A 20,705-nucleotide genomic window follows, 5' to 3' on the forward strand; every position below is an offset into this window, starting at 1 on the left:
CTTTCTTTTATTCTCCGCCTTCATAAACAAGCCAGTTTGAATCTGTAATTTGGGCAGATAAATTAATAATTCTATTTTTAACTCGAGTTGCTTCAGCTCCTTGTAAAGGCGCTGGCTGATAGTTATTTCTTGAAGCTACTGATGAAATGCTAAATGGAATAACCTGAATTTCCTTTTTATCTGTTAGCTCTTCACCTTTCAAATGAAACGTTTGTTGAAAAACGAAAGTATCTTTATCACTTGGATTTCGATTTCCACCAAACATAAAGTTTCCTAGACTATATACAATGAACTTCCCTTTATACTCTTCAATACCTTGAACAACGTGTGGATGATGTCCTAGAATTAAGTCTGCACCGTTATCAACCGTGTAGCGAGCTAGCTCTTGCTGAGTTTGTGTTGGCACAGGACTTTTTTCAATACCCCAATGGTAATGTACAATAACAATCTCTGCACCTTCTTTGCGTAAACGCTTTATGCCAGCCTTGACTTCTTTTTTGGCTGTTTCCACATTTGAATCCCAACCTTCATACCCAAGTGCACCAATCTTAACACCCTTAACCTCTGTTATGTACTCGTTATCATAACCAAAGTAACCGATATCATTTTCATCTAATGTTTTCATCGTATCCTCATACCCTTGATCTAGATAATCAAAAATATGATTATTTGCCAAGTTCACAGCTTCAATATTTCCTAACTTTAAGATATTAACGTAGGAAGGGTCCCCTTTAAAACGAAAGGTTTTTGCTGCTTTTTGCGTCGAGTTAGTTAACGTTGTTTCAAGATTAACGGTCGTAAAGTCATCGTTTTCAAATAAATCTTTAATATGTTCTACAAAGTAAGGTAAGCCATTTTTATCTGCTTCATGCGGAAACGACTGTTGATATGGAAAGCTTTCGTCTGTACCAATTGTAAAGTCTCCCGCTGCGCTAATTTTAATCGTTGTTTCTTTTTCATTCTTGACGGCCGCTGCTTTTTTCTCTTTAGCTTCTTCCTTTTTAGGTTGTTCTTTTTCCGTTGAAGCAACGTTGTTACTTGTAGGTTCTGAACGATCCATATTGGCAACGACAAAATAGCCAATGAGAATCAAAGTTAGAATAGTAAAAATCCCTCTTTTTTTCATCCGCCGGTATTTCTGTTTTCTCCCTGTTCTTTCCTCCATCTGACCGATTCCCCTTTATACCATATTCCCCAAAAATCTATCATTTTTTTACAAAAAATGAATCTTTCTACCAACAGGATACTATAACCTTTTAGAAAAAACTAGGAATATATCAAAAAATCTAAATAAATGACTTTTTCAGATAAACTGTTTCTAAAAATTGATAGTTTCTCAATTGAAAACCATCTATGCATTATTTGTTATATATATATAAATAATTATTTTAAATTCTTTTTCAAACGAAAGGGTCTGTTTTATCCCATTACGCTATACTAGAAAAATGAAAGGAGGATGTAAAATATGCCAAGAATTGAACTTTCTAGGGTTGGATTCACGCCTTTTCAACGGCTATTAGGTCACAATGTAGATATTATGAATAAATGGTGTGATTTAGGTGATGAGTTAGAAAGAACTCTTAGTCTATCAGCACAGCTAAAGGAAGAAGTAAGGCGCGTATTAGCTGAAAAAAATGGCTGCGCTTATTGTAAAGCAAAAGGTGCGCCAAATCGGAAACAACAAGATGAGAAAACCATGCTGGCGATTGCCTTTGCAGACGTTTTTTTAAAAGAAAAAGGAAGCGTTCCAGATACTGTCTTTGCCGTTTTAAAAGAGGCCTTTAGCGATAAGGAGATTAGCGAGCTTTGTGCTTTTATTTGTTTCACAACCGCTTCTCAATATTATGGAGCTATGCTAGACTTACAGCCATAAAAACTAACAGAGGTTGCATAATGCAACCTCTGTTAGTTTTTAAATGTTTGTTTTATATAACCTTTTCCATTTTTAATTTCTACCTTGGCGAAAGCACCGTTCACAAGCGTAAGCTGAGGAGGCATATGCCCAAAGTCAAGATCATATGCAATAGGTACTTCAAGCTCTTTTAAAAGGGCTTCATACACATCTTCAGCTGTATAGCCTCCGACTGGATGGTTAGCAGTGCTTCGACCAAAAAGTATACCGCTACAATAATCAAACCAACCTGCTAGCTTCATTTGAACGAGTGTACGCCTAAGGTCTGTAGCTGATAGCTCACAGTTTTCAAAATACCAAACGAGCTTTTCACCCTGTAAAAACCTCTGCTGAAAGCTTTTAACATCCCCACATGGTGTGCCAATTGCATGACGGATTACGTCGATACATCCACCAAGTAACCTTCCTTCAATCACAAGCTCTTTGTTCCCAACCATTTTCCACTCGGTAGGTTCGGTTAAATGAAAGACGCAAGGAGATGGATTACTGTGCTGCCATTCTTTTTGAAAATAAGTAGAAGAGTACTGCGTAATACTCTTTCCTTCTTCAAGTTGTAATACTCGTTCCCACATCTTGGTCGTCTCATCCCAGTACTCGCCTCGCAAATCGACTAAATTTGGACCATGAGCTGTTGCAATACCGGTGTTTATGGTTAACGCAAATAGGAATAAGCTTGTATCAGAATAGCCTAAAACCCACTTTGGCTTAATTTCTTGAAATAAAAAGTGCTCAAAAATTTCAATCAAAAGCTCCCCACCCCAAGGCGGAATAATTAAATTTATTTCTTCGTTTTTGAGCATACTCATCAATTCATAAGCTCGCACTTTACCTGAAGCAGACTTTGCTTTTACCTGCGTCCAAACAGTTTGACCGCATTGAACCTTGTACCCACGCTCCTCCATTTTGTCACAAGCTGATTGAAACATCTTATGTAAAGCGTCTGGAACCCCCGAAGAAGGAGCGGTTACACCTATGGTAGCGTCATGCTTTAAACGCGGAAATTGAATCATTACTAGCACTCCTTTATTTCTCTCAGCCGAATATATATTGTTCATCATACCATAATTAACTTTAACTGGGTTATTTTATCTTTATTTTCCTTTTTTTAAAAATCCCTCTTGACTTAAGGAAAATCCATCCATTATAATCATCCGTAAGCATTGATAAGGACATGAATAACTTTTCATTTCTACTCAGAGACTAGGGCCTTTGGCTGCGAGCCCTTTAGAAACAAAGTTGATTTACCACCTTTGAGCTATTGCGGGGAAATGCTTTGCAGACTATCCGTAATCGGGAAATCCGTTATCGTTTTTGAGCACGACGTTTTTTTGTCGTGAAATTAGGGTGGTACCACGACCGCACTCGTCCCTTCTTTTGGGATGAGTGCGTTTTTTTATTTAATTATTGGGAGGAAAAAACATGAAAAACGCAAAACTTGAAAAACAAAACCATCAGCAGTTAGGAAAAGAGCTTGAACTCTTTTTGACTCTGGAAGAAGCACCCGGCATGCCATTTTTCTTACCAAACGGCATGTCTATTCGAAACGAACTCGTTAACGATTGGAAACAAAAGCATATTCAAGCTGAATATGCGGAGATTCAAACACCCATTATGATGAAGCAACATTTATGGGAACAATCTGGACACTGGGACCACTATCAAGAAAATATGTATTTTTCAAACGTAGATGAACAGAGCTATGCCCTAAAGCCAATGAACTGCCCCGGCGCAATTTTATTGTTTAACAGCAAACGTAGAAGCTACCGAGAGCTTCCGGTTCGTTATGCTGAACTTGGACTCGTACACAGACATGAACTATCTGGATCTTTAAACGGTTTGTTTCGCGTTCGCTCATTTACGCAGGATGACGCACACTTATTTGTTACGCCTGCTCAAATCGAAGCAGAGCTTAATGGTGTCTTGAAGCTAGTTCATGAATTTTATGAACAGTTCGACTTTGAATATAAAGTTGAACTTTCAACACGCCCTGAAAAATACATGGGAGATTTAAGCATGTGGGAACAAGCGGAAGCGTCTCTTGAAAATGTCTTAAAAGCACGAGGATTAGCTTACGAAATTAATAGAGGAGACGGAGCGTTCTACGGACCTAAAATTGATTTTCATATTTTAGACTCCCTTGGCCGAAGCTGGCAGTGTGGAACAGTTCAACTCGATTTTCAAATGCCTGAAAAATTTGACTGCACATATATCGGAGAAGATAACACCCCTCATCGCCCAGTAATGATTCATCGCGCAGTTTACGGTTCAATCGAACGATTTATGGGTATTTTAATCGAGCATTACGGTGGAGACTTCCCTCTTTGGCTTGCACCTGTTCAAGTGAAAATTCTGCCGATTGCTGATGCTCATATAGACTACGCAAATGAAGTTGCACAGCGCTTACGTCAGCATGGAAGACGGGTTGAAGTTGATAGCCGAAAAGAAAAGATTGGCCTTAAAATTAGGGAAGCCACGCTAAGAAAAGCTCCTTATATCGTAATTATTGGCGATCAAGAAGTAGCGAATAGCAGCCTTGCTATTCGAAAACGCACGGATAATAGTCAGCACTCCCTAAAATTTGATGATTTTTTACTGGAGCTTGCACAAAATAGATAAAATAAAAGCGCTCAATATAACCATACTGAGCGCTTCCTTTTTTAAAACAACAGTTCCATCTGACGACTTTTAGTAGTAAATCCTATATTTTCATAAAATTGAATCGCGCGATCATTGAATTCTAATACGTTTAGTTCAATAGCATCTACTGATTTTTCTCTGCCGTATTTAACAATTTCATTCATTAATAGCTTACCAATTCCTTTGCTTTGATGATCCTCACTAATACCGATGCTTCGAATGAATAAAGTGCACCGGTTTTTTAAAATGGGATTAGTATCTCTTGCCTTTTTAAAATCAAGGATGACATATCCAACGACAGACTTCTCTGTATCTCGTACGACTAGTAATTCTGTTTCAGTCGATTCAAGCCATTGTTGATATTCACCACGGGACAAGGTTGAATCCTTCTTCTCATATAAATCAGGCCTTCCTTTAATATGAAGCTTCTGCACTTGATTTTTCAGCTCTGAAAATGATAAAAAATCACTTTCAACTGCCTTCATTACGGAATATAGATTCATAGATTTTTCTCCTTTATTTTATTTTCAAAAAATAATGTACGTAAACGAGATTACTGCCCAAACGTTTTGTAGGCTGTTGCATATACTTCTAAAGAAAAAGGAGGTATTGTTATGTATCAAAACCAACACGTATACACTGAGCACGATTTTCGCAGACCTTATGGCAGACCAGGCGGCTTCGGTCGTCCATTTGGCAGACCATTCGGACGTCCTTTCGGAGGACCATTTATCTTTGGAGCTCCGTTCTTAGGAGGATTAGCTGGCGGATTACTTGCTAGCTCTCTTTACGGCGGAGGATTCGGACCATACCCTTATCCACCATACCCTTACTACCCACCATATGGCTACTATTATTAAGAAGACATGGCTTATGCCATGTCTTTTTTTACCTATTAGTAAATTTATACTCCTAAAAAAACCGTTCCCATAATCATATATACAATAGGAAACAAGAACATAGCTATATTTCTAACAATTGCTCCTTTAGCAAAGCCACTTTCTTTTCTCTTATAGATAGATAGGGCTAGCCAAAAGCCAATGAAACTTAAGACTAGAGGAAAAAAAATGACGACTCCTTGAAGTTTCTCAAAAGTAACAACTCCTAGAAAGAAGTTTATAATTATGAAAAGCGGAATAATAAATAATAGATACGAAACGAATAGAATGACTGGTTTATTCATAAGCCCTCCTCCTACAGTTCAACTACCTTCATTAATACCTTCATTAATACCTCGTATCGCGTATATGGTGAAAATGAGGTTTTAAGTGCCTGCTTTGCTCCCTGAACTGCTTGATCAACGTGATGTTTTTCAGCAACTGATACCTTTGCAGCTGTTTCCTGCGTGTATTTATCAAGAACATTCATTTCCTTTTTGGTCTCACTCCATTCGCCATCTACATATAATCCATATTGCTTTACGCTTGCCGTATTTACCATGTCTCCCATTCACCCAAATGTTTATTATCTCGTTAATTCAATATCATAATGGTACTTATCACTACGAAACTTTGTGGTTGTAAATTCAATAGGCTTATCATCAAAACCAAAGCTCAACCTTGTCATTTCCAAGAGCGCTTCTCCCGCTCGAATGCCTAACAAATCAGCTTCGTAAATGATAAACGATAACCATCTGGTCTATGACTCACTCGGAAAATCGTTACTTCTCCAGCTTTTAAGCCAAAGTCCATTGCCAAGCCAATCTTTCTGTTAGGATGAACACCAGCTGTGGCTCCAGTATCTGGACGGGCTAACGAATAAGCACCAGCTCCACAGTGCCAAAATACAGCTGAATTTTTCTCTTCGTCAATGTGAACCAAGTCTCCCAAATACGGGGCGTTTCCTTTTGCTAATTCTCTTAAGATAAACATGGAAATTGATCCATCAATATCAGATTCACATGATGTTACCATTCCATCCTCTGTGAACTGAGACAGAGTTGAGCACGATCTACTTCTCCAACCCACTCTGACTTTGAATTAGTAATGCATTCTTTAAATGCTTTTTGCAAATCTATTTTCTTTAAAGTAACACCAAGTGCTTGATGCAGCTCATCTTCATCAGCTTGTGAGAAGAAGAAACCAGGTGGAATTCATGCGCTTTTTAATCTATGTATTGATGTTTTTATTTTCATTCATTTCATTACAAAAATAAACCGTACATCCAATATTATCTTTATGATCTTTTACCAGCGTATCTTTAGAAAATGAGTGAATCGAACGATAAATAAGCCAATCTCCAGCACCACCCCCTACTAATAATGTTGAGATTGCTACTAGCATGCCGTTGCCAACTACCAATCCGATAATGAGCGGAACAAATCCTGTAAGAAGTACAGGTAGCAACAGTGCCATGCGAAAAGCACGCATTGAAATGGGGACCTTACAGTGTGCGTAACAAACCATATACTTCCAAATAAAACCAAGCTTTAAATCTGTTAGCTTGACCTTCCCAAACCACAAAAAACCAACTCCATGAAGCAGTTCATGAAGAAAAATTAATAGAAAATAAAAACCGATAAACTTAAGCAGGGACATAAGAGTAATGGTAAACTCTAACCCCCAGAACCATGTGTAAACAACCGTACTAAGCAATACAATTCCTATTGTGTAATAAGAGGCTTTTCTATTAACACCCTTAGGATCTAAAACGATTGAAACTTCCTTCCCCAAAAAATTCACACCTTTCCATTTAACAACAATAAAAACGTATATAAGAACTTATTTTCAGCATAATGAATCCTTGGTGAAAGACTGCATATGATATAGCAAGTCCATATTAAGGAGGTGTCTCTAATAGAAAGTTGGTTAAACGTTATTGCCAATGTAGTTTTTCCAATTGCGGTCGCTTTTTATTTACTCATTAAAAGATTGATAATTTCACAAAGATTATCAACCGTATTGCCACTATCATTGAAGAGCAAAAAAAGGACGAGCAGTAAAACGTACAAGCTTTCCATTTTCAAATGTTCAAAGAAACTGCCAACTAGATTATGATACTAGGTGGCATCTTTTTTAATTCCTTGAAAAGTAGTTTGTACATCTCCAACCCCTGGAAGAGCAGATAAAATGACTTGATCTCCGTGATAGGTTAAAACATCTAAGTCGCCATCTAGCCATAGTGGAGCATCTAAGTCAAAGTAATGAACATTTGGATGTGCTGCTGCAAAGTGTGCTGCCGCTCCTACAGAAAAACAAGGTTCCATCATGCTACCAATCATACAACCCACACCGTTTGCTTCTGCAATACTCGCAATTTTCCATGCTTCGTTTATTCCCCCGCACTTCATAAGCTTAATATTTAATAAATCTACATAGCGCCCTGCGACAAGCTTTAACGCGTCCTTTACTGAAAACAAGCTTTCATCTGCCATAATAAGTGTAGAAACCCGATTAGTTACAAACTTTAGGCCATCTAAATCATAGGAAGGAACTGGCTGTTCAATAAACTCAATGTTAAAGTTTCTACTTTCCATCTCATGAATAATCTGCACTGCTTGTTTCGCACGCCAACCTTGATTTGCATCTAAACGAAGCTTTATGTATGAAGGAATAGCTTCGTGAATTTTCTGTATGCGTTCAATATCTAACTCTGGATTCGCCCCAACCTTTATTTTAAGTACTTGAAAGCCGTCAGCTACAGCTGATTTAGCAGCTTTCGTCATCTTCTCTGGAGTGTCTACACCAATGGTCATACAGGTGGAAAGTGTTTTTTTACCCCCTAAGTAAGTATGAAGCGGAACTTCTATTAATCTACTATATGCGTCGTGAAGAGCAATATCAGCAGCAGCTTTAGCACTAGTATTTCCTACACAGCAAGACTGTACACTTTGAAGTAACAGTTGAAATTCTTTAACATCTCTTCCAATTATCGCAGCTTTAATAGGCCCTTTAAGAGCTGCTAAAATGCTCTCTAACGAATCACCTGTAATCACATACGTTGGGGCAGCCGCTCCTCTACCCGTTATTCCATTTTCTAACGTAATAATCACTTCAACGCTTTCAATTTCTGTGGCTGTTCGGAGCGCTGTTTTAAATGGTACTTTTAACGGAATAGTTTCATGCTTTACTTCAAGGTTTTTAATAATCATTTGGCACACTCCCACTTTTTAATCCAAAATTATTACTTGTGTTTGCGTTTTTCCCACATACTTATAGGTAAGAGCTACTCGTTCAATTGGTTTGCTATGAGTAATTTTTAACATATATCTTTTACTGGAAGGCTCTATCTTCTTATGCACCTCTTGTAGCGTTAGCTGTTGATCAATCTGATCTGATAAGTTGATCACTTCGTTCGCTTTTATTTGCTCAAGTTCTAGCCCACTTGGATGTGCTTAATTATTTACTTGTATAGCTATGAGATAAACTGAGCTAATAGAGCTTTCATTATCTAACTCGATTGCCACTGTTTTTTTATTTGGGAGGAAAAGTTGTAATGGTTCCTATTTGAAGAGATTCACCCTTTCTTATATATATGAACCCTATAACAACTCCTACCATTAGAAAAAAGATTCCGCTCAACATAAGCCACTTTTTCATTTCCATTTCCCTTTCCCTTCTTCAGCGAATACCATATGAGGTTTTGTTTCTTTGTAATAGCGAAGTCTGTCTTCTAACGTGCCCGTATGTACTTCAAACTTATGCCCGTCTGGGTCCGTGAAATAAATTGACTCTCTATCACGCTCATCTCTTGTTCTTCCTTTTAAAATTGGTACATGATAAGCCGCTAGTTTTGCCTCAAAACATTTTAAATCTCCAGCTTTAATTGAAAACGCAAAATGGGTATAGGAATCGTGAATTTCATTTCTTTGAATATGTTTCTCTTCATTTAACGCTATCCATAAACCATTTAAATCCAAATAAGCTGTGGCTGTGCCAGTAACAAGAAGATTAGCACCTAGAACCTGCTTATAAAAACCGATTGACTGAGCTAAATTAGATACTGAAAAGCAGCAGTGATTTATTCCTTGAATCATGTTGTCCTCCACCTTTTGTCTAGATAGTAGAACCACTAACTATATACATATACTACCATATCATTTTCATTTTTATCTTATTATTTTAAATTTTCTTCCTATTTTTGTATACTAAATACGTAATTTATACAAAGGATGGTGTCTCATGTTTTTTAGTAAAGAGAGAGAAAAGGAAGTCATTAATTGGCTAGAAGCACATTCATGTCGTCTAGCTGAGCCTATAGATTGTGCTTCTCAAGACTTTTCATTTTTAAAGTCAGTTATTCAAAATAAACGAATTGTCTGGCTTGGTGAAAATGGGCACTTCATTCGTGAACACACCATGTTAAAAGAAAAGATAATCTCATTCTTGCATAAAGAGATGGGTTTTAACGTATTGGCATTCGAAAGTGGCCTTGCTGAAGCATACGGAGCAAATGAATTGAAAGAAGCGTCAACACCAGAAGCTTTCATGAAAAATAGTATTTATTCTTTATGGGCAACAGAAGATACCGAGCCCCTTTTTCATCTATTAAAAAGACAAGATTTTCGTTTAGCTGGAATTGATATAAATCCTTCTTCAATCCCTGACACCTTTTTAAGATTTGTAGCAAAATTACAGCCATTGGTTACAGAAGAACAGCTACAAGCATTTGAATTTATTGAACGAGGTGCATATGAGTGGTATTACAAAATTGGTCAATATACAGCGGCACGAAAAAAAGTACCAAACGATGTGTTGCAGCTCTTTAAACATTTTAAAGAACAAGCAATCACAAAGGTTAACGATCTGATAAAATCAATTCAATTTCACCTTCTTAATGAACGAGAACAAGCTAAAGAAACTTATCTATACGTCATGCAGCGTTCGTTAGCTAACCGCTTATATTTTCTGAATCACCTGACAGAAGATCATCGCACTTATAAAAAAGTGCGTGAACAACGACTTTGTGAAAATGTTGAATGGTTGTGCAATGAACTTTATCCAAATGAAAAAATCATCATTTGGGCTCATAACATGCATATTTTTAAAAATTTCCGTTCGTTCTTTTCAAAGTTTGAACCAATGGGCTCTAAGATATCAAAAACCCTTCAGAATGACTCTTACTATATGGGTCTGTTTATGTATGAAGGCGAAACTATAACAGATACGGGTCAAGCTTATAAACTAAGCAAGCCACCTAAAAAAAGTTTGGAAGACTACCTCTCTAAGCTGAATTCACCTACTACGTTTGTAGATTTTTCTCAACTACAAAAGCAACGGGAAAACGAATGGATATTCAAAAAAACAGTTTTCTTAGATAACGGAACCATGCAAACATTAATTACGCCCCGCGAACAAATGGATGGAGCTCTTTTTGTGCAAAAAGTTTCACCTCCTCCATTCAAAAAAGAAGGTGAGAAATAACAAAACAAATGTTCAAAAAGACAAAATCTCTTTACGTTGTCTAAACTCGTTCCCAACATTGTTTTCACAATTAAAACAACCTGAACGATTAAAAATTCCTTCCTTTTAATCGTTCAGGTTTATCATTAGCTGAATTCCTTATGTTCCACCCTATCTTCTAAATCTTCATTTTCTGCAAACGCAGCGCATTTAACACAACGGATACAGAGCTGAACGCCATAGCTGCTCCGGCTAACCACGGTGCCAAAAATCCGATTGCGGCAATTGGAATTCCAATGGTATTGTAGCCGAATGCCCAAAAGAGATTTTGTTTAATGTTACGCATTGTTGCTTTACTCATTTGCAAAGCATGAACGATGCTTGTAAGGTCACCTCTCATAAGCGTTAAGTCTGCTGCTTCAATCGCGACGTCCGTGCCGGTTCCAATGGCCATTCCAACGTCCGCCACTGCTAGAGCCGGTGCATCGTTTAAGCCGTCACCAACCATTGCCACTTTTGCCCCTTGAGCCTGTAGCTTTTGAATTTCGGCTGCTTTTCCTTCTGGTAATACTTCAGCAAGCACATGATGAATTCCCACTTCATTAGCGATAGCATTCGCTGTTTGCTTATTATCACCTGTAATCATCACAACGTGAAGTCCCATTTCTTTTAGGTCCTTAATAGCTTTTGCTGACGTTTCTTTAACCGTATCAGCAACTGCTACAAACCCTGCATATTCACTGTTTAAAGCAATTAGCATAACCGTTTTCCCTTGAGACTCAATTTCTGAAATGAGTGATTCAACACCCGCAACTTCAATACCAGAATCAGACATAAGCTTTCTCGTACCCACTAAAATTTCCTCATCCTCTATAATCGCTTTTATACCATGCCCAGGTATTGCTTCAAAAGCTGAAATTTTTAGCAAACTAAGATTTTGTTCAGAAGCCTTTTTGACAATGGCGCGTGCTAATGGATGCTCAGACTGACTTTCAGCAGAGGCAACAAGCTGTAGAAGCTTTTCTTTATCTCCAGCATTTTCTGTCACAACATCCGTTACTTCTGGCTCACCTTTTGTCACGGTACCAGTTTTGTCTAACACGATGGTATCTACTTCATGAGCTGCTTCTAGATGCTCACCGCCTTTAAATAAAACACCTAGCTCGGCTGCTCGACCTGATCCTGCCATAATTGACGTTGGGGTAGCTAGACCTAATGCACAAGGGCAGGCAATTACAAGTACAGCAATCATTTTTTCAAGCGCTGAAGCAAAGTCACTAGGGTCAAGCACCATATACCAAACAAAAAACGTAACGATTGCTATTGCTACAACAATGGGAACAAAAATACCTGAAATACGGTCAGCCACGCGTTGAATAGGGGCTTTAGAACCTTGTGCGCTTTCCACAACTCTTATAATTTGTGCAAGCGCTGTTTCTTTTCCCACTTTTGTTGCTTTTACTTTTAAAAAGCCATTTTTGTTCACTGTGGCTCCCGTCACATCATCACCAACCGATTTTTCAACCGGAATACTTTCTCCTGTTAGCATGGACTCATCAATTGCAGATTGTCCTTCTATTACCTCACCGTCTACTGGAATTTTTTCGCCTGGCTTCACATAAACAACGTCTCCATGCTTCACTTCTTCAATAGGGATTTCAACCTGTTGGCCTTTTCGCTCTACAACCGCTGTTTTTGCTTGTAAACTTAAAAGCGTTCGAATTGCCTCTGAAGAACGCCCTTTTGCTTTGGCTTCAAATAATTTCCCAAGTAAAATAAGCGTAATTAAGATTGCGCTTGTTTCATAATAAAGTTCAATCATATGGGCATTTGAACCGATGGACTGGATCGACAAATAAACGCTGTAAAAGTAAGCCGCACTCGTTCCTAAAGCCACAAGAACATCCATATTCGCACTTTTATTCCTTAGCGCTTTATAGGCTCCAACATAAAACTGTCCACCGATAAGAAATTGAACTGGCGTAGCAAGGGCCAGTTGAAACCATGGATTTAAAAACATTGGCGGTACAGGAATAAAGGCCGTAAAGGAAAAGTGACTAACCATCGCCCAAAGCAGCGGTATGCTTAATATTGCTGCAATTAAAAATTTGAGTTCTTGCTGATTGGTTACTTTTTCACGGATATTTTCGTTTTTTTCAGCCTTTAAAGACGCACCGTATCCTAATTTTTCAATTCTATTAATGATGGTAGATAGATCAATTTGTTCTTCATTATATTTTAGAGTTGCCGTTTCTAATGCAAGATTCACGTTTACATGAGCAATTCCCTGTTGCTTTCCTAATACCTTTTCGATTCTGCTTGAACAAGCTGCACAGGTCATCCCGGTTATGTCTAGTTCTTCTGTTTCATAAATGACATCATATCCTAGATTCTGCACTTTTTCTTCAAAAACGCGTGGCTGAACTACTTCAGGTGTATAGCGAATTGTTGCTTTTTCTAATGCAAGGTTAACAGCTGCATCTTCAACGCCATCTAGTTTCTTCAAACTTTTTTCAATACGGTTTGCACAAGCTGAACACGTCATACCTGCTATGCGTAGCGTAATGTCTTTTTGACTTTTCATAAAACCCCTCCTCATATACCCTATATAGGTATATTACTTTTTAAAAGAGAACGTGCGAAGTTATTCGCACGCTTTCTTACGCTACGTCATAGCCTTGATCATCAATTGATTCTTTAATCGTTTCAAGGCTGACTTTACTTTCATCATATTCAACTTCAACCGTTGCTGATTCTAAATTAACCTGTACACTTTTTACACCTCTTAACTCTGATAGTGCACCTTCAACTGCTTTTACACAATGCCCACATGACATACCTTGTACTGATAATACTGTTTGTTCCATCTTTTCCAGCTCCTTTTTTATTTCATTAATCTTTTAATTGTTGTTAGTAATTCATCTAGTACTTCATCGTCACCTTCCTGCACTCTTTCGACCACACAGTGCTTCAAATGACCTTCTAATAAAATTTTGCTTACGCCATTTAAAGCTGATTGAACAGCTGATATTTGCGTAATGACATCATCACAATACGTATCCTTATCAATCAGACCCTTGATTCCTCGAATTTGACCTTCAATTCGATTAAGCCGACTCGTTAAGTTTTTCTTAACTTTTGGAGAATGATGACTTCGTCGTACAGTACCAGAATGACACTCTACCTTCATTTCAGACTCATGGCTTTCTTCCATTCAAAAACCACCTTTCATATTTCATATTATAATGTACCCCCCTACCCTATGTAAAGTGTTATGCAAAATGAAAAGGAACTGAGACATAACTAAATGATTCATTTCGGGAGACGAATCATGACGTTTCTAACCTAGTTAGGTTGTCTGAACACGTTCGTTCCATTTCACTCTTTTTTTTAAAAATTTTTCCGAATCAACAAAAAACCCAAACTATGAGAAGAGATAACTCTCAATAGTTCGGGTTTATAATTAGCTGAAATACTTATGTCCCAGCCTCTTTTATAAATAAGCTTATTTTTTTAGTTTATCCCAAGTGCTTTCAAATGATTTAAACAGTTCTTCTTCCGTTACTTGACCGCCCACATACTCTTGAAGTGAGGCACCAAATTCTTCTTTCACACCATCTGGGAACTTCATAAACTGCCACGGCATTGTTTTTCCTTCTTCAGAGTACTTTAAGATTTCTGCACCTAATGGACCAATATCTTTTGCATCTGCTTCAATTGTCTTAAATGCAGGTACATATTTAAATTCTTCTACAAGTGCACGCTTACCTTCCTCAGAAGTTACCATCCAATTTAAGAAATCTTTTGCTGCTTCTTTATCTGCTTCTGGTGCACCGTTATGAACGACCCAGCTGCTTGGTACATCGACTGAAATTTTACCTTTCACACTTCCACCATCACCAAGAGGCATTGGCATAACGCCTAAATCTAAGTTTGGATTAATCTTATCAAGCATTGGCTGAATCCAGTTTCCTTGTTGAATAATTGCTGCTTCACCCGTTGCAAAGTTCGTTACCTGCGTATTGTAATCCGTTGTTAATGAGTTTTTATTTCCATACTTAATTGTTAAATCCAATAGTTTAACATATTCTTTAAACTGCTGGTTACCTGAAATTTTTCCAGTCCCCTCATTTAAGCTCTTAATAAACGCATCTGGGTCTTCTTGAGCTGAGAAAGGAATGTTTAAACCATGATTTCCTAATACCCACCATTCGCCGTATCCAATTGAAAACGGCGTGATTCCTGCTGCTTTTAGCTTCTTAGCTGCTGCTTCTAGTTCATCTAATGTTTGTGGTACTTCTTTAATACCCGCTTTCTTGAAAAGCTCTTTATTATACGCAAATCCATAGCCTTCCAGGTTCATTGGCTGACCATATACCTTACCGTCAATTGTCATTGGATCTAACGTGTTATCAAACGCATCCTTTATCCAAGGCTCACCAGATAAATCTTCAAGTTTATCTTTCCACGTAACAGCTTCTTGATAGCCACCATTTGAGAAGATATCAGGCTCATTTCCAGAAGCGAATTTCGCTTTTAGTGCTGCTGCACCATCTGCACCACCTCCAACCGTTTCAATGTTAAACGTTACGTTAGGATTTTCTTTTGTATATTGATCTGTTAATGCTTTTAGCTGATCTGCAATTTCAACTTTTCCTTGAAAAATATCAACAACAACTTGGTCACCTTTTGCGCCACCGCTTGCATTATCGCCAGATGAACTATCGCTGGAGCATGCTGCTGTAAATAAAAGAGATGCTGATAGTACACCTGCTGCTAAAGGAAATTTTTTTAGTTTCATGCTTGGTTCCTCCTATGATATGTTTGGCTCCTATGCTCACTCATCATGAGCATAGGCTTCCAAATTCATTATTTAATAGACCCACTTGTAATTCCTTTGATAATATGCTTTTGCATTGAGAAGAAAAAGATTAATAATGGAATGATACTTAACATTAATGCTGCTAGTGCTAAATCCCACTGCTTTGTATATTGTCCAAAGAAGAAGAACGTTGCTAATGGAATTGTACGCAATGACGGATCTTGCAGAACAAGTAACGGTAATAAGAAGTCATTCCAAATCCATAAGCTGTTTAAAATAATAATGGTCACCGTGATTGGCTTTAACAACGGGAATACAATTCTCCAAAACACTCCAAATGTAGAGCATCCATCAATAATTGCTGCTTCTTCTAACTCTACTGGAATCCCTTTAATAAACCCGTGATATAAGAAGATTGCTAATCCAGAACCAAATCCTAGATACATCACAACTAATCCCCAGATACTGTTCATTAATCCAAACGAACTTGCCGCTTTTACTAATGGAATCATGATAGATTGGAACGGAATAACCATCGCTGCTACAAAGAGTAAAAAGATAAAGTTACTGAACTTTGTTTTTGTACGTACAAGCATATAAGCACCCATTGAACAAAAGACTACAATCACTAGATTACTTGCTACTGTAATCATTAATGAGTTTTTAAATACTCGTAAGTAATCCATTCTTTCAAAAGCTGTTACGTAGTTTTGCCATTGAAATGCTGATGGTAAAGCTGATGTATTCGTTAAGATTTCTGCAAACGGCTTTAATGAGTTAGCGATAACATAGTAAAACGGAACAAGGAAGATTAGACCTAGTATTATCGCTAAGATTTCAATAATAAACGTCTTTCCTGTATACTTATTGCGCATTAAGATTCAACCTCCTTCTTCTTCGTATACATAACTTGAAGCGTTGTAATACCTGCTACTATTAAGAAGAAGATCAGTGCTTTTGCTTCTCCAATACCATAACGGTTGTTAACGAAAGCCTCTGTATAGATGTTAAGCGCTAACATTTCTGTTGATTTAAACGGTCCACCGTTTGTTAATGATAAGTTTACATCAAATATTTTAAATGAAGATGAAATGGTTAAGAATAAACAAATTGTAACGGCTGGCGCTACCATTGGTAGTGTAATATGACGAAGTGTTTGCCAGCGGTTCGCTCCATCAATTTTTGCTGCTTCAAGAAGCTCTTGAGGAACGTTTTGTAAAGCTGCTACATAAATAATCATGATATAACCGGCACCTTGCCATACGCTGACAATAACTATGCCCCAAAAAGCTGTATTTGCATCTCCCAACCAAGGAAGCTCAAATAGTGACCATCCTGTTAATTGACCAATTGATGAAAATCCTCGAATAAAAATGAATTGCCATACAAATCCAAGTAATAATCCACCAATTAAGTTAGGTAAAAAGAAGACTGTTCGTAGAATGTTTCTTGTCTTAAGCATCTGTGTAACAAGTAATGCAAGACCAAACCCAACGACATTTGTTAATAAGATTGCAACAACGGTGTACTTCGCGGTTAGAATGAAGGAAGCATGAAATTGCTTATCTTCAAAAAGTAAGTACTTAAAGTTGTCTAATCCTACCCACTCAATATTTCCTGTTACACCATTCCAATTGGTAAAGGCATAATAAACACCTGATAAAAACGGGTATAAAACAATCATGCTAAATGCTAAAAGGACTGGTCCTACAAACAAGGTAAATATTCCTGCTTTTTTCCACTTTTTACGATTGCTTGTGCGAATTGATGACTTCGTTTGTCTTGGCTTATTTACTGACACAACCTCTTTTTCTTGCAATTTGCTTTGGCTCTCCATGTAACCGCACCTCCTATATGCTCTCATTTTAGTGCAGCATAAACTTTTTTGAAACCGATTACATTGACAAGGAGGGTGGAAAATATTGAACTCTTCCCCTAAAAGCAACAAAAATCGATGATTTTTCACCCCCTACCTTTTAACTAGAGAGAAAAATCTCCTCCACCTTCTTCTACCTTTTGTACCTTGTGAGAGGAAGGTACAAAAATTATAATGGGAATGAATTTATAAAAAAGGATGGTATCAAAATGCCTCTTCGTTATGTTTGTCCACACTGCCAAGGAAGCGGAACGAAATTTGGATTTGCGCTGCTTTCATTTATAAAGTGCAAAGTATGCGGTGGAGATGGCCATGTCGTCATGTCAAACATGATGTCTCCTAATCATGATAAACAAAATCCAAAAGAACATGCTGACAATCAAGACCAAGCAAAGTAAAAACGAAACATCTATCATACAAAACAGCCGCTTATTCGTATAAGCGGCTGTTTCAATTTTATTACCAAGTTGCTACGTAATGTCCTTTTCCCGTTGCTGGTGTGTTGTAGCTTTGATTTTCACCATCTTGCCAAATGATTTTCCCATTTTGATCTTTAATGTAGAACTTAAATTCATACTCACGATCAGCAGCTAAGTCAAATGTTCCCTCAAAGCTACCGTCTCGCTTTGGTTTTAACGTATAGTTATAGTTGCTTGCATTCCAACGACCTAGCTCTCCTCGATTACCTGTTACATGAAGCGTTTGACCTTTCTTTAGCTGTAAACCTTCCATTTTAAACGTAACTGGTAATGGCTTTAGCGCAAGCTTATCCTTCAACATCTTAAGTTCATTTGTCGGATGCCCAGCCTCGTCAAATAAATACGTCATACGAAGAAGCGTAAAACCATCAAAGTCATAGTTAAATACCATCTCAGATGCATTGTCAAATCCCCATTCATTATTAATAACAGGAAGCGCATTTTCTCCGTTTAACGAAAGATTACGCTCGTTTGCTAATGTAGCAATTTGAGTCACTAACGTTTTTGGAGCACTATAGTAAGGAGATGTTTGTGCATCTTGGTCTCCCATTTCTAAGCAAGTAAACGTTAACGCCATATTTGATTTTTTAAATTGGTCTAGAAGCTTAGCATAATTATAATATCCTGTGCTGTATTCAGCAGCATGTGGCATTTCAGGATCGTTCATCTTCCAGTGCACACCAGAAATTTTCGCACCAACTTCTACGCCAAACGTACGATCAAAGTATTTATGTGCTTGCTTTGAGATTGTCTGAAGATGATCTTCAAGAGCCCCTTGATACCACTTCATAAAATCTTTTCCATATATAGTTTTGTAAGCTTCACCGCTTGTAAAGAAAGTATCTCCGTCAGTTGGAGGTTCAATATCATTCCACTTCTTAAATGATGTTCCCCACGCCTTGTTAAGATTTTTAATATTTTTATATTGATTCTTCATTTCATCTCTAAAGTCTTCTTTTGCACCTTCTGTATATGCTTGTAGCTGACCGCGTTTTGGATAGTCCCATCCGTCTGCAAACTGATAAGATGGGTAGCGTAATTCTCCTGCTGGTCCGCCACTTAAATAAATTTTACTAATGATATCATCATAATTAGCAAAGTTTTTTGCAAACGAGCGATATAATTCCTCATACTGCTTTTCAATTCCGTTCCACCAAGGTGCTAATGCTTCTTTATTAACAAACCCAGTTTCACTTTTGAATGCCATGCTTTCTATGTCATCTTTTTCCCACAGCCAATTAGGTATTGGATAGTTACAATCATCTCCTACGTTACCACCACATTGATGTGTGGATAAAATAGGAACCCATTTCAGGCCTGAATTTTCAACAACGCTGGCATACTTTTTATAATAAGACCAATCAAATTGATTATCTCCCTTAGCTTCAACAATTCCCCACCAAATATCTGTTGTTAAGCCGTATACTCCATTCTTCTTCATTTGAACAAGCTGACGTTCAAACTGATCCCAATCCGTAATTTCTCCTAAAGGAGCCATAACGTACAGCTTGTAATCTGATTTGACTTCTGCGTGAGTACTTGTATAGCTTGTAAATATAATTGCTATACTCATTATGAATGCTAACAGCACTTTAAAACTTTTCCCCATCTCTTTTCCCCCTTATTATTGTTAGAAGCCTTCATCTTTCTTTTTATGCAACCGCTTGCAATTTTCTATAAAAGATGAATTTCCTTTCTATAAAATTATAGAAAAGCCCTTTCGTATTCGTCAATTAACTTTTTCATTTTTTTGAAAAATGAGTCATTTGATCTATCCTTTACTCAGCACCTTTCTTTTTTAAAAGGTTTGTTCATGCTATGCTTAAAGTAGAAAAAGCATTTTTGAAAGGGTGAAGCACTATGGATAAACCATCAATTAAGTTAATTGCTCTTGATATGGATGGCACACTATTAAATACAGAAGGTGAAATTTCACAAGGTAATCAAAAAGCTATAGCACAAGCAGAAGAAAAAGGAATACATGTGGTTTTAAGTACAGGACGGTCGCGCCCAACTAGTATTGAATTTGCTGAGTCGTTAAAGCTTTCCTCTTATATTATTAATGTAAATGGGAGTGAAATCTGGGACGGTGAAGGAAATTTAATTGAGCGCACGATTCTACAACCAGATTACATACAAGAAATGTGGGATTTAAAACAAAAGCATAAATTAACTTTTTGGGCTGTGACGAGTGAAAAGGTATGGAGGGACGAGTTTCCAACGGATATTACTAATCATGAATGGCTAAAGTTTGGCTATGATATTCATGATGATGATACGCGCAAATTAGTTTTAGATACATTAACTAAAAACAAAAATCTTGAAATTACAAATTCTAGCCCAACAAATCTTGAAATTAACGCTCTTGGCATCAATAAAGCAAAAGCACTTCGTACCGTTTGTGAACGCTTAAATCTGTCAATGAACGAAGTAATGGCTATGGGTGATAGCCTAAATGATATTGCAATGATTACAAAAGCTGGAGTAGGCGTAGCCATGGGTAACGCGCAAGATGTCGTAAAGGAAGCAGCTGACTGGATAACTAAAACCAATGACCAAGATGGTGTTGCTGAAGCTATTTATCACTGGGCTTTAAAGTAAGAGTTATATTTACACTTTCTCAAAAGAGACTGAGACA

The 20,705-nt window shown here is 37.5% G+C and carries 24 protein-coding genes and 1 other annotated feature; of the genes, 6 read left to right on the forward strand and 18 right to left on the reverse strand.

From position 1 onward, the window contains the following. Positions 1-7: 7 nt before the first annotated feature. On the reverse strand, positions 8-1,165 hold the full coding sequence (locus tag BFL01S_RS11970) for a CapA family protein (protein ID WP_061785808.1): 1,158 nt from the start codon (positions 1,163-1,165) through the stop codon (positions 8-10). A 300-nt stretch (positions 1,166-1,465) separates the two neighbouring features. Between BFL01S_RS11970 and BFL01S_RS11975 the strand changes: the two genes are divergently transcribed. Continuing rightward, positions 1,466-1,873: a carboxymuconolactone decarboxylase family protein gene (locus tag BFL01S_RS11975; RefSeq protein ID WP_035321122.1), complete on the forward strand. Its 408-nt coding sequence runs from the start codon at positions 1,466-1,468 to the stop codon at positions 1,871-1,873. 32 nt (positions 1,874-1,905) lie between these two features. Here BFL01S_RS11975 and BFL01S_RS11980 read toward each other — a convergent pair whose 3' ends face one another. Then, positions 1,906-2,922, reverse strand: coding sequence for a S66 family peptidase (locus BFL01S_RS11980; RefSeq protein ID WP_061785809.1), 1,017 nt, complete (start codon positions 2,920-2,922; stop codon positions 1,906-1,908). 141 nt (positions 2,923-3,063) lie between these two features. Then, positions 3,064-3,285, forward strand: a binding site (T-box leader). Positions 3,286-3,331: 46 nt separating this feature from the next. Between BFL01S_RS11980 and thrS the strand changes: the two genes are divergently transcribed. Then, positions 3,332-4,528, forward strand: a complete 1,197-nt coding sequence (thrS, locus tag BFL01S_RS11985; protein ID WP_061785810.1) for a threonine--tRNA ligase — start codon at positions 3,332-3,334, stop codon at positions 4,526-4,528. Positions 4,529-4,569: 41 nt separating this feature from the next. Here thrS and BFL01S_RS11990 read toward each other — a convergent pair whose 3' ends face one another. Beyond that, positions 4,570-5,052, reverse strand: coding sequence for a GNAT family N-acetyltransferase (locus BFL01S_RS11990; RefSeq protein ID WP_061785811.1), 483 nt, complete (start codon positions 5,050-5,052; stop codon positions 4,570-4,572). Positions 5,053-5,163: 111 nt separating this feature from the next. Here BFL01S_RS11990 and ymaG point away from each other — a divergent pair, with 111 nt between their 5' ends. Continuing rightward, positions 5,164-5,409, forward strand: coding sequence for an inner spore coat protein YmaG (gene ymaG / locus BFL01S_RS11995; protein ID WP_025910872.1), 246 nt, complete (start codon positions 5,164-5,166; stop codon positions 5,407-5,409). Between the two features lie 44 nt (positions 5,410-5,453). Here the strand turns inward: ymaG and BFL01S_RS12000 are convergent, their stop codons facing one another. From BFL01S_RS12000 to fosB, 8 genes are all read right to left on the reverse strand, one after another. After that, positions 5,454-5,732: a YnaG family membrane protein gene (locus BFL01S_RS12000; protein WP_061785812.1), complete on the reverse strand. Its 279-nt coding sequence runs from the start codon at positions 5,730-5,732 to the stop codon at positions 5,454-5,456. An 11-nt stretch (positions 5,733-5,743) separates the two neighbouring features. Then, positions 5,744-5,998, reverse strand: coding sequence for an aldehyde dehydrogenase family protein (locus tag BFL01S_RS12005; RefSeq protein WP_235859227.1), 255 nt, complete (start codon positions 5,996-5,998; stop codon positions 5,744-5,746). A gap of 15 nt (positions 5,999-6,013) precedes the next feature. Beyond that, the gene (locus tag BFL01S_RS21385; RefSeq protein WP_225002307.1) at positions 6,014-6,115 is read right to left on the reverse strand and encodes a hypothetical protein; all 102 of its coding nucleotides are present in this window, start codon (positions 6,113-6,115) and stop codon (positions 6,014-6,016) included. A 29-nt stretch (positions 6,116-6,144) separates the two neighbouring features. Then, positions 6,145-6,462 carry a hypothetical protein gene (locus BFL01S_RS21040; RefSeq protein WP_061785814.1) on the reverse strand — a complete coding sequence of 106 codons (318 nt, stop codon included), beginning with the start codon at positions 6,460-6,462 and terminating at the stop codon, positions 6,145-6,147. A 195-nt stretch (positions 6,463-6,657) separates the two neighbouring features. Beyond that, positions 6,658-7,221 carry a DUF3267 domain-containing protein gene (locus BFL01S_RS12015; RefSeq protein ID WP_061785815.1) on the reverse strand — a complete coding sequence of 188 codons (564 nt, stop codon included), beginning with the start codon at positions 7,219-7,221 and terminating at the stop codon, positions 6,658-6,660. Positions 7,222-7,547: 326 nt separating this feature from the next. Beyond that, positions 7,548-8,639, reverse strand: coding sequence for a dipeptide epimerase (locus BFL01S_RS12020; RefSeq protein WP_061785816.1), 1,092 nt, complete (start codon positions 8,637-8,639; stop codon positions 7,548-7,550). Between the two features lie 18 nt (positions 8,640-8,657). Next, positions 8,658-8,837, reverse strand: a complete 180-nt coding sequence (locus tag BFL01S_RS20440; RefSeq protein WP_156474921.1) for a hypothetical protein — start codon at positions 8,835-8,837, stop codon at positions 8,658-8,660. Between the two features lie 246 nt (positions 8,838-9,083). After that, a complete protein-coding gene (gene fosB / locus BFL01S_RS12025) occupies positions 9,084-9,524 on the reverse strand; it encodes a metallothiol transferase FosB (protein WP_061785817.1) in 441 nt (146 codons plus the stop codon). Between the two features lie 145 nt (positions 9,525-9,669). On the opposite strand from fosB, the gene BFL01S_RS12030 reads away from it, so the two are divergent. Next, positions 9,670-10,911 carry an erythromycin esterase family protein gene (locus BFL01S_RS12030; RefSeq protein WP_061785818.1) on the forward strand — a complete coding sequence of 414 codons (1,242 nt, stop codon included), beginning with the start codon at positions 9,670-9,672 and terminating at the stop codon, positions 10,909-10,911. A 157-nt stretch (positions 10,912-11,068) separates the two neighbouring features. On the opposite strand, the gene BFL01S_RS12035 is transcribed toward BFL01S_RS12030, so the two are convergent. The 6 genes from BFL01S_RS12035 to BFL01S_RS12060 all read right to left on the reverse strand — a co-directional run bounded on the left by BFL01S_RS12035 (position 11,069) and on the right by BFL01S_RS12060 (position 17,549). Further along, the gene (locus BFL01S_RS12035) at positions 11,069-13,474 is read right to left on the reverse strand and encodes a heavy metal translocating P-type ATPase (RefSeq protein WP_061785819.1); all 2,406 of its coding nucleotides are present in this window, start codon (positions 13,472-13,474) and stop codon (positions 11,069-11,071) included. A gap of 76 nt (positions 13,475-13,550) precedes the next feature. Further along, complete coding sequence (gene copZ, locus BFL01S_RS12040) at positions 13,551-13,757, reverse strand: copper chaperone CopZ (protein WP_061785820.1); 207 nt, start codon at positions 13,755-13,757, stop codon at positions 13,551-13,553. Positions 13,758-13,774: 17 nt separating this feature from the next. Beyond that, on the reverse strand, positions 13,775-14,104 hold the full coding sequence (locus BFL01S_RS12045; protein WP_061785821.1) for a metal-sensitive transcriptional regulator: 330 nt from the start codon (positions 14,102-14,104) through the stop codon (positions 13,775-13,777). Positions 14,105-14,395: 291 nt separating this feature from the next. Continuing rightward, positions 14,396-15,691 (reverse strand): ABC transporter substrate-binding protein, encoded by a 1,296-nt coding sequence (locus BFL01S_RS12050; protein ID WP_025910861.1) that lies wholly within the window; start codon positions 15,689-15,691, stop codon positions 14,396-14,398. Between the two features lie 68 nt (positions 15,692-15,759). Next, positions 15,760-16,587 carry a carbohydrate ABC transporter permease gene (locus tag BFL01S_RS12055; protein ID WP_061785822.1) on the reverse strand — a complete coding sequence of 276 codons (828 nt, stop codon included), beginning with the start codon at positions 16,585-16,587 and terminating at the stop codon, positions 15,760-15,762. Beyond that, the gene (locus tag BFL01S_RS12060) at positions 16,587-17,549 is read right to left on the reverse strand and encodes a carbohydrate ABC transporter permease (protein WP_025910859.1); all 963 of its coding nucleotides are present in this window, start codon (positions 17,547-17,549) and stop codon (positions 16,587-16,589) included. The genes BFL01S_RS12055 and BFL01S_RS12060 overlap by 1 nt, the downstream gene beginning before the upstream one ends. Positions 17,550-17,797: 248 nt before the next feature. Here BFL01S_RS12060 and BFL01S_RS12065 point away from each other — a divergent pair, with 248 nt between their 5' ends. Then, positions 17,798-17,986 (forward strand): hypothetical protein, encoded by a 189-nt coding sequence (locus BFL01S_RS12065; protein WP_025910858.1) that lies wholly within the window; start codon positions 17,798-17,800, stop codon positions 17,984-17,986. Positions 17,987-18,047: 61 nt separating this feature from the next. Here BFL01S_RS12065 and BFL01S_RS12070 read toward each other — a convergent pair whose 3' ends face one another. After that, positions 18,048-19,676 carry a family 14 glycosylhydrolase gene (locus tag BFL01S_RS12070; RefSeq protein WP_025910857.1) on the reverse strand — a complete coding sequence of 543 codons (1,629 nt, stop codon included), beginning with the start codon at positions 19,674-19,676 and terminating at the stop codon, positions 18,048-18,050. Positions 19,677-19,927: 251 nt separating this feature from the next. Here BFL01S_RS12070 and BFL01S_RS12075 point away from each other — a divergent pair, with 251 nt between their 5' ends. Continuing rightward, complete coding sequence (locus BFL01S_RS12075; protein WP_061785823.1) at positions 19,928-20,668, forward strand: Cof-type HAD-IIB family hydrolase; 741 nt, start codon at positions 19,928-19,930, stop codon at positions 20,666-20,668. The last annotated feature ends 37 nt before the right edge of the window (positions 20,669-20,705 follow it).

Source organism: Priestia flexa NBRC 15715, assembly GCF_001591565.1.
Taxonomy (GTDB): domain Bacteria; phylum Bacillota; class Bacilli; order Bacillales; family Bacillaceae_H; genus Priestia; species Priestia flexa.